A 12,359-nucleotide genomic window follows, 5' to 3' on the forward strand; every position below is an offset into this window, starting at 1 on the left:
CACGGCACCACTTCCCAGTGATCACCCGGTTGCCCGGACGCCGGGGACGGACCTCCTCTGCGAGGGCCCGTTCAGCCGCCCCAGGCCCAGTCGGCGACCTCGGGCAGGTCGGTGCCGTGTTCGCGGATCCACTCGCGGTGGCGCAGGCGGGCGTCCTCCATTCGCTGGCGTACGGCCGCGGCGCGCACCGCGAGGCCCGGTACGCGGTCGATGACATCCATGACGAGCCGGTACCGGTCCATGTCGTTGCCGACGACCATGTCGAACGGCGTGGTGGTGGTGCCGATCTCCTTGTATCCGCGCACGTGCAGGTGCCTGTGGCCGGTGCGGCGGTAGGCGAGGCGGTGGATCAGCCAGGGATAGCCGTGGTAGGCGAAGATCACCGGCTTGTCCGGGGTGAACAGGCCGTCGTACTCGAAGTCGCTCATCCCGTGCGGGTGTTCCTCGCTCGGCAGCAGCCGGGCGATGTCCACGACGTTCACGACGCGTACGGACAGCTTGGGCAGGAGGCCGCGCAGCAGCTGGGCCGCGGCCAGTACTTCCTGGGTGGGCACGTCGCCCGCGCAGGCCAGTACGACATCGGGTTCGCCGCCGTCCTCGGTGCCGGCCCAGTCCCAGATCCCGGCGCCGCGGGCGCAGTGGACGCGGGCCTGGTCCATGGTCAGCCAGTCGAAGCAGGGCTGCTTTCCGGCGACGACGACGTTGACGTAGTCGCGGCTGCGCAGGGCGTGGTCGGCCACGGACAGAAGGGTGTTGGCGTCCGGCGGCAGGTAGACCCGTACCGCCTCCGGGCTCTTGTTGAGGATGTGGTCGACGAAGCCTGGGTCCTGGTGGGAGAAGCCGTTGTGGTCCTGGCGCCAGACATGCGACGTCAGCAGGTAGTTGAGGGAGGCGATGGGAGCCCGCCAGGGCAGCCGGCGGGTGACCCGCAGCCACTTGATGTGCTGGTTGACCATGGAGTCGACGATGTGCACGAACGCCTCGTAGCAGGAGAACAGCCCGTGCCGGCCGGTGAGAAGGTAGCCCTCCAGCCAGCCCTGGCAGGTGTGTTCGGACAGGATCTCCATCACGCGGCCGTGCCGGTCGAGGTGCTCGTCGACATCCAGGGTCTGGGCCTGCCAGGCCTTGCCGGTGGCGGAGTACACGGCCTGGAGCCGGTTGGAGGCGGTCTCGTCGGGGCCGACCAGGCGGAAGTCACGGCGGTCGGCGGTGGCCCGCATGACGTCCTCAAGCAACTCGCCAAGGACACGGGTGGGTTCATGCAGGGTGGCGCCGGGCTTGTCGACGGGGACGGCGTAACGCTCCAGCGGCGGGAGGGGCAGTTCGCGCAGCAGCAGCCCGCCGTTGGCGTGCGGGGTGGCGCCGAGCCTGCGGGTGCCGTCCGGGATGCAGGCCAGTACCTCGGGGCGCGGGCCGCCGTGCTCGTCGAAGAGTTCCTCCGGGCGGTAGGAGCGCAGCCACTCCTCCAGCTGGCGCAGGTGCTCGATGTTGTCCCGCACCGCCGCCAGCGGGACCTGGTGGGCACGCCAGGTCCCCTCGACCGGCAGGCCGTCGACCTGCGCCGGGCCGGTCCAGCCCTTGGGCGTGCGCAGCACGATCACCGGCCAGTGGGGACGCTCGCCCGAGCCGTCCTCGCGGGCGGTGCGCTGGATCGCGGCGATGCGGTCCAGGGCGGTGTCCATGGCCTGGGCCATCGCCCGGTGGACGGCGGCCGGGTCGTCGCCGGTGACGTGGACCGGGTCGTGCCCGTAGCCGCGCAGGAGGTCGTCGAGTTCGCTCTCGGGGAGCCGGGCCAGCACGGTGGGGTTGGCGATCTTGTAACCGTTCAGGTGCAGGATCGGCAGGACGGCTCCGTCGTGGACCGGGTCGAGGAACTTGTTGGAGTGCCAGGAGGCGGCCAGCGGTCCGGTCTCGGCTTCGCCGTCGCCGATCACGCAGGCGACCACCAGGTGTGGGTTGTCGAGGGCGGCCCCGTACGCGTGCGAGAGCGCATAGCCCAGCTCGCCGCCCTCGTGGATCGAGCCCGGCGTCTCGGGCGCGACATGGCTGGGCACCCCGCCCGGGAACGAGAACTGCTTGAACAGGCGGGCCATCCCGGTCGCGTCCCGGGTGATGTCCGGGTACGTCTGGGTGTACGAGCCCTCCAGCCAGGAGTTGGCCAGTACGGCGGGCCCGCCGTGCCCGGGGCCCCAGATGCACAGGGCGTCCAGGTCCCGGGCCTTGATGACGCGGTTGAGGTGCGTGTGGACGAGGTTCAGGCCCGGGGACGTACCCCAGTGGCCGAGCAGGCGCGGCTTGACGTGCTCCGGGCGCAGCGGCTCGGCCAGCAGCGGGTTGGACAGGAGGTAGATCTGGCCGACGGACAGGTAGTTCGCGGCCCGCCAGTGGGCGTCCAGGTGGCGCAGTTCCTCATCGGTCGGCACGTTGCCGTTGTCCTGGTGCTCATGCTTGGTCTGGGGCATGAATGGCTCCGTCAATGTGGTTGCGAGCGTCATCGAGTGGGTGAGTGGGAATGGCCGACAAGAAGAAGCGCCCCGAATCGCTGCCGCGCCCGGTGTACGAGCGGGAGCTGCTGAGGCTGCAGACGGAACTGGTGAAGCTGCAGGAATGGGTGCGCGCGGAGGGCGCCCGGCTGGTCGTGGTGTTCGAGGGACGGGACGCGGCGGGCAAGGGCGGCACGGTGAAACGGGTCGCGGAGCATCTCAACCCCCGAGTCGCTCGGATCGTGGCTCTGCCCAAGCCCACTGAACGCGAACGCACTCAGTGGTACTTCCAGCGTTACATCGCGCACATGCCCGCGGCAGGAGAAATCGCACTGTTCGATCGAAGTTGGTACAACCGGGCCGGTGTCGAGCACGTCATGGGCTTCTGCACGAAGGAGGAGTACCAGCTCTTCCTGCGCCAGTGCCCGATCTTCGAGCGGATGCTGGTGGAGGACGGGATTCTGCTGCGAAAGTACTGGTTCTCGGTGAGCGACGCGGTCCAGGAGGAACGCTTCCGGCGGCGCCTGGAGGATCCGGTGCGCCGCTGGAAGCTGTCGCCGATGGACCTGGAGTCGATCACCCGTTGGGAGGCGTACTCCCGGGCGAAGGACGACATGATGGTGCACACGGACACCGCCGAGGCGCCGTGGTACGTCGTCGAGAGCGACGACAAACGCCGGGCGCGGCTGAACATGATCGCCCACCTGCTGGACTCGGTGCCGTACCGGGATGTGCCGCCGTCGGTGCTGAAGCTCCCGGAGCGGCCGCCGTCGACCGGTTATGTACGCCCGCCGCGCGATCTGCAGACCTACGTCCCGGATCACGCGGCGAACCTGTGACCGGGTCATGCCCGCTGCGGTACGACGGCGACGGGGCAGGCGGCGTCGTGCAGCACCGAGTAGGCGACCCGGCCCAGTTGAAGCCCGAACTGGCCAGGGCGGCGCCGGGCGCCGACGACGAGCAGATCGGCGTGGCCGGACTCCGCCACCAGGGCCTTGTGGGCCGGGCCCTCGACGGTCCGTCGGCGCACCCGCACGGAGGGATGCTCCCGTGCGGCGTCCTGTAGTGACTCGTCCAGGCTCTCCGCGGCGCGCTGATCGTGGTCGCCGACGCCATGCCCGGTCGTCAGCGCGTCGCCGGGTGGCTCGTGAGCCGGGCGCCGCCAGGCCCGTACCAGCTGGAGAGTGGCGTACCGGTTCGCCGCCTCCTCGAAGGCGAAGCGCACGGCCGCCGAATCCGGCCCCTCGCCGACTCCGAGCACGATGCGCTGCCGGGTTCCGGGCCGGGTCCCGTGCCTGCCACGCAACACGATCACCGGGCAGCCCGCGCGAGCGGCGACCGCCAGACTGACCGAGCCCAGCACCAGCTCGGCGATGCCGCTGCGGCCACGAGAGGCGACCACCAGCATGGAGGCGCCGCGCCCCGCATCGACCAGGGCACGTACGGCGTCGTCCGGCAGTACGTCGGTGAAGACCTTCAGGTTCGGGAAGCGGTCCTCGGCCCGCCGTGCGGCCGAGGCCACGATGTCGTCGGCGAGCATCTGCTCCGAGGGTCTGCCCAGATCCTGGGCGAGTGCCGCACCTTCGTACCGCTCCCACAGTGAAGCGAAGACCACGCGCAGCGGCACACCGTGCAACGCGGCCTCCTCCGCGGCCCAGTCCACGGCCCGCAGGCTGGGCGCGGATCCGTCGACCCCGACGACCACGGGCAGCTCCATGCTGCTCATCTCTCTATGCCTTCCTCTCACTCGGTGTCAGTCAGATCAGTCGTGCGGTACGACGGCGACGGGCGTGCCCGCGTGGTGCAGGACGGCGTGTGTGACGGGGCCGATGTGGGCGCCGAACGGCGAGCGGCGGATGCGGCGGCCGACGACGACCAGGGAGGCGTCACGTGAGGCGTCGACGAGGTGGTCGGCGCCCTTTCCGACACGGGATTCCTGCACGATCTCGACGTCGGGGAACTTCTGCCGCCAGGGGCGCAGCAACGGCGTCAGGGCGGCGGCGTCCCGCTCGGCCAGTCGGGCGTTCGGTACGGCGCCGGGCGGCAGGCCGTAGGTGATAGAGGGCGGCGGATTCCAGGCGCGGACCACGCGGAGGGCGGTCTTCCGCCGGGTCGCGGCGTCGAAGGCGAACTCGGTCACCGCGTCGGCGGGGCTGTCGGTGTCGAGGCCGAGCACGACCGGCCGGTACGGGGTGGCGGCGGACGGGATCCCCGACGGATCCATGACGTGCTCGTCGGCGGCCTGCTCGCCGGCCCGTACGAGGACGACGGGCCGCTCGGAGTGCGCCACGACGGCCAGCCCGACCGAACCGACCAGGAAACCGCCGATCCCGCTCAGCCCGCGGGAACCGAGGACGAGCAGCTCGGACTCCTTCGCCAGGCCGGGCAGCACCTCTACGGCCTGGCCATGGAGCTGCTCCACGGTGACCTCGACACCGGGGTGGCGCAGCCGGAGGCCGACGGCGGCTTCCCGCCAGATCCTCTCCAGCTCGCTTGGCTCGGTCCAGTGCTGGTGGGTCTCCCCACCCAGGAGCGGGGCCTGGGCGATGGGGTCCGGCGCCGGCGCCCACACGTTGACCAGTTTCAGCGGCAGCCCGCGCAGCTTCGCCTCGCGAGCCGCCCATTCCGCTGCGGCGCGGCTCTCCGGCGAGCCGTCGAGGCCGACGGTGACGGTGCGGGACATGTCGGTACCTCCTGGGGACAGGTACCGGATCCCTGAGTGGAATCCGTCTTGGAAGCCTTGAGAGGGGCGATTCCAGCGTCCTGTGTGCGGCCCATGGCGTGGAGAGGCCGTTCAGGTCCTTCCAGGGGGCCTGTCGGCCCTGACAAGGGGTCGGCGAGCAGTACGCCGGTTGCCGCTCACTGCGCGCGGCGTGTCCCCTTGAGTTCCCGTCCGGTGACCATTTCGGACGCGATCCGTACGAAGACCGCGTCCTGCAGGGGCATCCAGGAGGTGGGGCCGGTCTGTGCCAGCCGCTCGTGGTCGGTGGGATCGGTGACCACGCCGGCCCGTCCGGTGACGACCACGCTCCAGCCGGACTGGGTCGCCGCGGTGAACTCGTCCGCCTCGAAGGCGACGACGACCCCGTCGATGGCGTGTACGAGGTCCGACGCGGCCGAGCTGCACAGCACAACGGACGCGTCCGCGTCCAGGGAGAAGTTGACCGGCAGGACCGCGGGCAGCGCGTGCCGGGTGTAGACCACGCGGCCGACCGGCACCTTGGCCAGCAGGCGCAGGCACTCCTGCCGGTCGAGTGCGCGAAAAGCGTCGTTCTGGGACATCAGCTCATCGTCCCCGCGGAGGACCGCGGGGTGGTAGGGCCGGTCGGCCCTTTGCGCGCCCCCGCCTGCCCGGTCGTACTTGGGGTCTGTCTGACCGTGGCAGGGACTGTCGGCCCATGCCACCGGGCGGACCGGATGCGGACAGTGGGGGCGGGGCTGCGTCCTGCCGGCAAGGGGCCTGCGGGGCCGGTGCGACCCCGGAGACGCGCCGTACGTCGGTGAGAGGGAAGGGATGGACAGCATGGTCCAGCTGTTGCGGACGAAGGGACACAGCTCACCGTCGGGTGCGCCGGCGTCCGGCCGGGCTTGGCTGATGCTGGCTCTGGCCACCGTCGGTTTCGCCGTGAACTTCTGGGCGTGGGCACTGCTGAGCCCCCTCGGACCACGGTTCAAGGACAGCCTCGCCCTGTCGTCGTTCGAGCAGTCGCTCCTGGTGGCCGTGCCGGTCGTGGTGGGCTCGCTGGGCCGGATCCCGGTCGGCGCGCTGACCGACCGCTTCGGCGGGCGCGTGATGTTCCCGATCGTGTCGGCGGCCACCATCGTGCCGGTGCTCTACCTCGGCCTGGCCGGGCACTCCTCCCTCGCGGCCCTGCTGGCCGGCGGGTTCTTCCTCGGCATCGGCGGCACCGCCTTCGCCGTCGGTGTGCCCTTCGTCAGCGCCTGGTTCCCGCCCGAGCGGCGGGGTCTGGTCATCGGCGTCTTCGGCATGGGCATGGGCGGCACCGCCATCAGCGCCCTCACCACCGTGAAACTGGTCGACGCGAACAGCATGTCGACGCCGTTCCTGATCACCGCGGCCGTCCTCGCGGTCTACGCGCTGGTGGCCGCGCTGATACTCCGGGACGCCCCCGGGCGTACGGTGCCGGCCGAGCCGCTGGCCCGCCGCCTGGCCGCCACCCTGCGTCTGGGGGTGACCTGGCAGGCGGCCGCGCTCTACGCGGTGGCCTTCGGCGGCTACGTCGCCTTCTCCGTCTACCTGCCCACCTACCTCAAGACCGGCTACGGCCTCACCCAGGCCGACGCCGCGAACCGGATGGCCGGGTTCGTGCTGATCGCAGTGGCGATGCGCCCGGTCGGCGGCTGGCTGTCGGACCGCGTCGGGCCCGTGCGCGTACTGGCCGGCACGCTCGCCGTCGTACTGACCGCGGCGTTCGTACAGTCGGCGACCCCGTCGCTGGCGCCGGTGGGCACGATCGCGTTCCTGTCGATGGCCGCCGCGCTGGGTGCGGGCAGCGGTGCGGTGTTCGCCCTGGTGGCCCTGCTGGCCCCGGCGAACAAGGTCGGCTCGGTCACCGGTGTCGTCGGCGCCGCGGGCGGTCTGGGCGGCTTCCTGCCGCCGCTGGTGATGGGCTCCCTGTACGGTGCGTACGGCTCGTACTCGATCGGCCTGGTGCTGCTGGCCCTGGTGTCCGGCGCCGCCCTGGCCTTCAACAGCACCGGCGTCCGCCACGCGCTCGCCCGGCGCGCGTCCGCCGCCCACTCCCACTGAACGCGCTCGGGCCACGGCGTCGACCAGGTCGGCCGAACGCTCGCCCTGGTCGCCGGTCTCGAAGCACCGCATCACCGCCGAGTCGACCAGCGGTGCCGTTCGCGGTGAACCGTCACGCGACGGATCGACGTCGAGTTCCCCGCTGATGCCGCCTCCGGCACGCACCGGACCGGTCGGCGCCCGGCGGCGGTCCGGCCTCGCCGGCGAACGGCCGGTAGGCGTACGTCGCATCTGCCGCGTGCACGACACGCAGAGTGGCATCGTGCAGGCCGACGATGACGGTACGGGACATGAGTCTTGAGTCGGTCTCCTTCCGGGGTGCGATCGGGCCCTCCCGGGGACGGCCCCTGCGGCAGGAAGGCCCACAGGTCCCGTGTGCGGCCGACCGGCCCGGTGACAGGGCACCGCAGGCGATCGCGGCCACCCGTCCGGTCTCTGTGGCGGTGGCCCCGGTCTTCTTCGGCTCGAACGTCGCGCTGTCCAGGGGCACTTGGAGCGGCTCGGGGCGCGGTTCCGGCACGGGGCAGTGTGAGCGGTGCAGCAGGGCGTACGCGACCTGGCCCAGACGCAAGCCGGACTCGTTGCCGCGGCGGCGGGCGCCGATGACGCCGGAGGCCTCGCGGGTGGCCTCCAGCAACGCGCGCGCAGGGCCGGTGCGCACTGTGCTGCCCCGGGCTCGTGGCAGGCACCAGGGAGGGCAGTTCGGGGGTGACATGCCGATGCGTCCAGGAGTGCGGCACACGGAGTCGGGCACCGCGCCGCTCGGCCTCCTCGAAGGCGCAGGCGGCTACGTCCGCGTCAGCGTCGTGGACTGTGCGTGTGCGCGGCCAGACGCAGACTCACGGAGCCGAACAGCCGGCGGTGAACCCGCCGAGCCCACGCGTACCGACGACGGTGAGCGCCGCGCGCTCGCTCTCGCGGACCAGCGCCCGCACGGCGCCGTCCTCCGCAACCTTGGTCACCAGCACCAGCACCGGCCCGGCCTCGTCGCGGTCGGGCACGGCGTACACGACGTGAAGTGCGGCGCCGCGGCGCACCGCCTCGGAGGTCATTGTCCGTCTTTCCCTTCGGTTCCGTCTTGCGGCGGCTCCGCGGACGAGTGCGTGCCGTACGGCCCCAGGGCCCGGCACGGAGAGCCGAGGGACGGACTTTCCGGAAGCGCGGGTTCAGGAGGGGAAGGGGAGGTTCACTCCGTACATGCTGCGTCCGCCGATGAGTTCACGCCCGGTGACCAGCTCCGGCTCGATGCGGACGAAGACCTGGTCCGCCGAGGGCACCCACGAGCGCGGGCCGGTCCGGGTCAGCCGCTCCTTCTCGGCGGGGTCGGTCACCGCGGTGGCCCGGCCGGTGACAGTGACGCTCCAGCCGCCATGCGCGACGGTGTCGACCTCGTCGACCTCGAAGGCGACGACCGCTCTGTCGATCGCGCGAACGAGTTCCGACGCCGCCGAGGTACACAGGAGTACCGCTCCGTCGGTGTCCAGGCAGAAGTTCACCGGCAGCACCGCCGGCAGGGCCTGGCGCGTGTGGACGACGCGGCCGACGGACACCTCCGCCATGCGGCGCAGGCACTCCTGCCGTTCGAGTTCGCGGAAACCGTCATGGGAATACATCAGCCGGTCCGTCTTCCTGTGCGGCCTGTGCAGCGCTACTGCTCGTTGGATCCAGGTTCCGCCGAACGGGAGCCGAGGGTGACGGGCCATCGGTCCCGACGGTGCCGGAGAACGGCCCCCTGTCAGACGGCGTCGACAGGCACGACCGCGTCGGCGACGTCCTTGATCCCGGAGTACGGGACGTCCTCCCAGGCGGACTGACCGGGTCCGTGCATGCCGGGGCGTGGACCCCACCGGAAAGCCAGGTCATACCGCATACGGCCGCCCTCCCCCGTCGTCCAGCACCTCGCGCGGGGCGCGGCGCGGTGTGGCGGGGCCTTCCGGGCCGTAGCCGAGGCGGATCAGCATCTGTGCGTGGCCCGTGTGCTCGGGCGCGGGGTTCAGGGATCGGCGCAGGTCGGGCCACTCCATCGATTGGTGCAGGAGGGACGCCCGCAGTCCGTGGACCGTGGCGACGAGAAGGGCGTGCTCCAGGGCTTCGCCGGCGCGCAGCCAGTCCGTGCGGCGATCGTGTCCCGTCGTCAGCAGCGCGATGACGGGGGCCGCCTCGAACGGCTGGGCACGGAGCCGCTCGGGGCGCCGCTGGGCGGTGAAGTCGCGCATGGCGATGTGCTCGCGAGCGTCCTGGGGGCCGAGGACCGTCTGCGGCGTTCCGAGGTCGCTGGGCCCGTCCAGGTCCCGGTGGACCCAGCGGCGGCTCTCCGCCCCGCGGTCTGGGTCGTTCCTGTTGCGTTGCTCGGCTTCCGCGGTGAGGCGGAGCAGCCGCGCCGTCTCGGTGGGAGCGGGGAAGGTGAGCACTGCGCCTTCCATGCGTGCGGCCTCGGTGAGCTCGGCGCGCACGTCCGTCGGCAGCGGTCTGTCGGAGAACGGGAGTCGGCTGCTGTGCCGCCGCCAGATCGCCCCGTACAGGTCCGCGCGGCGCCCGTTGTGGCGTTGGGCTGCGGGACCGGTCGGCCGTACCAAGGCGAGCAGGCTCGGGTCCTCGGGGTCCGGCAGCAGACGGGTGACCGGCGTCCAGCCGAAGTGGGCCACCGCCACACGCAAGTTGAAGACCGCCGCCCCCACGGAGAGGTGCAGAGCGCGACCGGCGGGATCCGTATGGTGCAGGCCTCGTTCCGGAGCGGCGCGTACCTCCAGAGCGACCGCCTCGGGGTCCAGACGGTAGCGCCACGGCTGTGTGTTGAAGATCGAGGGTGCGGCGACGGCGGCCGCGAGGCACTGCTCCACGATCGCGGCATCCAGTTGCGTGAAGTGCATGACGCCCTCCTCCCGATCCGGCGTCCTGATGCTGTCCTCCGAGTGTGAGCGCCCGAACAGAACACGGTGAGGGGCCGACGGTCCCTTCCGGGGGTCCGGTCGGACTGCTCCCGTCCCGCGCCCCAGCGGAGCAGGCCCGAGACCTGCCGGCGGCAACCGAGGTCGAGCCGTCGAGCCTGTCGCGGCAGCCGGCGGCGGTGCGCCGCTGCGGGATCGTCACCGCCACCCGCACCGGGAGGCAGTGGTGTACGAGCCGGCCGGCGGCGGTGTTGCCGGGCTGCCGGCCGCGGCACGCCGGATCCTGTCCGTGCTGCCGGCCGGGCGGCAGAACCTGCTCGACGAACTGCGGCGAACGGAACCGGCGCGGTGACCGGCGGAGTTCGCCGGTTTCGCATGCCGCGGCACCGGGGCAGACCCGCAGCGGCCATGGAGCGCGTCCGGCCACCGGTGCGGCGGGACGTCGTCTCCGTTCTGGTGGGTCCCGACGCGGTACGGGCAGCCCGGGAGGGAGTGGCCGAGGACTATGACGGGGAGGTCAGCGCCGAGCCAGGAGACGGCCGCCGTACCGCTCAGCGTCGCGGATCTTGCGCAACAGGCCGATCTTGTGCAACAGGCCCATGCCCCCTCCCTGACGGGCCATTGCCCCGCTCTTTGCGCTTTGCCGGGGTGCTCTTGGCACCATCGCTACGACGGCGGTTTCGCCTCCGGCCGGCCGGCCTGCAAGTCAGCGAGCAGTTCGGCCTGCCCGGCCAGCACACCGGACAGGATCGTCCGCGCGACTCGGAGCAGTTCCGCCACATGTGGGCTGGTCAGCGAGTAGTACACGGTCGACCCCTCCTTGCGGGTCACGACGAGATTGGCCCTGCGCAGGACCGCCAGCTGCTGGGACAGGTGCGCGGGCTCAATGCCCACCTCGGGCAGCATCTCCGCCACCGCGTGCTCGCGCTCGCTCAACAGCTCCAGGACCCGGATGCGCGCCGGATGCCCCAGTGTCTTGAAGAACTCGGCCTTCAGTTGGTACAGCGGCGTACTCACAGTGCCGTCTCCTCCCCGGCACAAGAGCGCGGCCCCACCGGCCGGATCTCGGCGCATCGCATCCACCTGCTCGTCAACAACATGCGGCCCATCCTCGCGTGCGGCACTGACAGGACCGAACCCGCACCCAGGAACCGGCTGCCGTACCCCAGCAGGGCCGACCTCGGGAATCCCGCTGCGGCCACCCCTGCATGCTGAAGCTGCCCTTCGGCCGCCGGTCGGCTCTCGCCGACCGGGACACCACCGCCGCCGAGCCGATCGTCATCGGACCCCGACGCGCCGGGTCAGACCTTCTTGACCACGCTGGACTTGAGCTGCATGGCCCCGAATCCGTCGACCTTGCAGTCGATGTCGTGTCCGTCCACGCCGTCGACGAGACGGATGTTGCGCACTTTGGTGCCCGCCTTGATCCCGGTCGGACTGCCCTTGACCTTCAACGTCTTGACCACGGTCACGGTGTCGCCGTCGGCGAGGACATTGCCGACCGCATCCTTGATCACCTCGGTGCCGGTGCCGCCCGCCGGTTCCTCGGACGGCGACCACTCGTGCCCGCACTCCGGGCAGAGAAGGAGTGCGCCCATCTCGTAGGCGTACGCGCCGGAGCACTTGGGGCAAGGGGGGAGGTTCTCACTCATCACACACATATCTTTCAGTCTCAGGTCGGACACGTCTCACAATGGACCGGGATGTCCGGGTCCTACTCGATGGTCATTGCTCGTGAACTTCCTTGCGGGTGCCGCCCCTTCACAGGCACGGGGTGATCCAGATGCTCTTGCCCCCGCCGTCAGCTCAGCGCTCCGCCCCTCAGGCCAGGCGGAAGCCGATGACCGTCTGCGGGTGGATGCGCACGATCGTGTCGTGCGGGCCGTACGTCCAGCCGGTGATCGTACGGCGGTAGTGCGCGGCCTCGTCCGCATCGGTGACCACCTCTGCGGGGCCGGTCGTGGTCACCGTCCAGCCGGTACCGGTCGCGGCACGTACGTCGTCCACGTGGTAGGTCGCGGTCGGCGGCACGGAGGCACCCTGTACCGGTGTACGCGCGATCAGTCGGCCGTACTCCCACAGGTGCCGTGCGGGGCGTACGACGGGCAGGTCCCGACGCACGTACACCAGCCGGCCGAGGCTGCTGCCCTCCAGTAGCCACAGTGCCTCCGCGCCGGAGACCTCGACCATGCGCGGCGTGGCGGGGGTGGTACTCAT

General features: G+C 71.3%; 12 protein-coding genes and 1 pseudogene. 3 read left to right on the forward strand and 10 right to left on the reverse strand.

The features are described 5' to 3' along the window. Positions 1 to 71: 71 nt before the first annotated feature. On the reverse strand, positions 72 to 2,462 hold the full coding sequence (locus GFH49_RS11720) for a phosphoketolase family protein (RefSeq protein WP_155055781.1): 2,391 nt from the start codon (positions 2,460 to 2,462) through the stop codon (positions 72 to 74). 50 nt (positions 2,463 to 2,512) lie between these two features. On the opposite strand from GFH49_RS11720, the gene ppk2 reads away from it, so the two are divergent. Beyond that, the gene (gene ppk2, locus GFH49_RS11725) at positions 2,513 to 3,322 is read left to right on the forward strand and encodes a polyphosphate kinase 2 (RefSeq protein ID WP_155055782.1); all 810 of its coding nucleotides are present in this window, start codon (positions 2,513 to 2,515) and stop codon (positions 3,320 to 3,322) included. Between the two features lie 5 nt (positions 3,323 to 3,327). Here the strand turns inward: ppk2 and GFH49_RS11730 are convergent, their stop codons facing one another. The 3 genes from GFH49_RS11730 to GFH49_RS11740 form a co-directional block, all read right to left on the reverse strand. Beyond that, positions 3,328 to 4,200, reverse strand: coding sequence for a universal stress protein (locus tag GFH49_RS11730; protein WP_155055943.1), 873 nt, complete (start codon positions 4,198 to 4,200; stop codon positions 3,328 to 3,330). A 45-nt stretch (positions 4,201 to 4,245) separates the two neighbouring features. After that, the gene (locus tag GFH49_RS11735; protein WP_155055783.1) at positions 4,246 to 5,166 is read right to left on the reverse strand and encodes a universal stress protein; all 921 of its coding nucleotides are present in this window, start codon (positions 5,164 to 5,166) and stop codon (positions 4,246 to 4,248) included. Positions 5,167 to 5,342: 176 nt separating this feature from the next. After that, on the reverse strand, positions 5,343 to 5,765 hold the full coding sequence (locus GFH49_RS11740; RefSeq protein WP_155055784.1) for a pyridoxamine 5'-phosphate oxidase family protein: 423 nt from the start codon (positions 5,763 to 5,765) through the stop codon (positions 5,343 to 5,345). A 313-nt stretch (positions 5,766 to 6,078) separates the two neighbouring features. Between GFH49_RS11740 and GFH49_RS11745 the strand changes: the two genes are divergently transcribed. Beyond that, entirely contained in the window at positions 6,079 to 7,254 is a 1,176-nt protein-coding gene (locus GFH49_RS11745; RefSeq protein WP_196217954.1) for an MFS transporter, read from the forward strand. Positions 7,255 to 7,771: 517 nt separating this feature from the next. On the opposite strand, the pseudogene GFH49_RS11750 reads toward GFH49_RS11745, so the two are convergent. The 3 genes and pseudogenes from GFH49_RS11750 to GFH49_RS11760 all read right to left on the reverse strand — a co-directional run. After that, positions 7,772 to 8,306, reverse strand: a pseudogene (locus GFH49_RS11750) (universal stress protein); the annotation flags it as partial. Positions 8,307 to 8,420: 114 nt separating this feature from the next. Further along, positions 8,421 to 8,867: a pyridoxamine 5'-phosphate oxidase family protein gene (locus GFH49_RS11755; protein WP_155055785.1), complete on the reverse strand. Its 447-nt coding sequence runs from the start codon at positions 8,865 to 8,867 to the stop codon at positions 8,421 to 8,423. A 246-nt stretch (positions 8,868 to 9,113) separates the two neighbouring features. Next, positions 9,114 to 10,124: an Acg family FMN-binding oxidoreductase gene (locus GFH49_RS11760; RefSeq protein ID WP_155055786.1), complete on the reverse strand. Its 1,011-nt coding sequence runs from the start codon at positions 10,122 to 10,124 to the stop codon at positions 9,114 to 9,116. Positions 10,125 to 10,368: 244 nt separating this feature from the next. Here GFH49_RS11760 and GFH49_RS41445 point away from each other — a divergent pair, with 244 nt between their 5' ends. After that, the gene (locus GFH49_RS41445) at positions 10,369 to 10,494 is read left to right on the forward strand and encodes a hypothetical protein (RefSeq protein WP_408055899.1); all 126 of its coding nucleotides are present in this window, start codon (positions 10,369 to 10,371) and stop codon (positions 10,492 to 10,494) included. Positions 10,495 to 10,808: 314 nt separating this feature from the next. Here GFH49_RS41445 and GFH49_RS11770 read toward each other — a convergent pair whose 3' ends face one another. From GFH49_RS11770 to GFH49_RS11780, 3 genes are all read right to left on the reverse strand, one after another. After that, on the reverse strand, positions 10,809 to 11,159 hold the full coding sequence (locus GFH49_RS11770; RefSeq protein ID WP_196217946.1) for an ArsR/SmtB family transcription factor: 351 nt from the start codon (positions 11,157 to 11,159) through the stop codon (positions 10,809 to 10,811). A gap of 284 nt (positions 11,160 to 11,443) precedes the next feature. After that, complete coding sequence (locus GFH49_RS11775; protein WP_155055788.1) at positions 11,444 to 11,794, reverse strand: zinc ribbon domain-containing protein YjdM; 351 nt, start codon at positions 11,792 to 11,794, stop codon at positions 11,444 to 11,446. A 169-nt stretch (positions 11,795 to 11,963) separates the two neighbouring features. After that, entirely contained in the window at positions 11,964 to 12,359 is a 396-nt protein-coding gene (locus GFH49_RS11780) for a pyridoxamine 5'-phosphate oxidase family protein (RefSeq protein WP_155055789.1), read from the reverse strand.

The organism is Streptomyces blattellae, from assembly GCF_009709555.1.
GTDB classification, from domain to species: Bacteria; Actinomycetota; Actinomycetes; order Streptomycetales; family Streptomycetaceae; genus Streptomyces; species Streptomyces blattellae.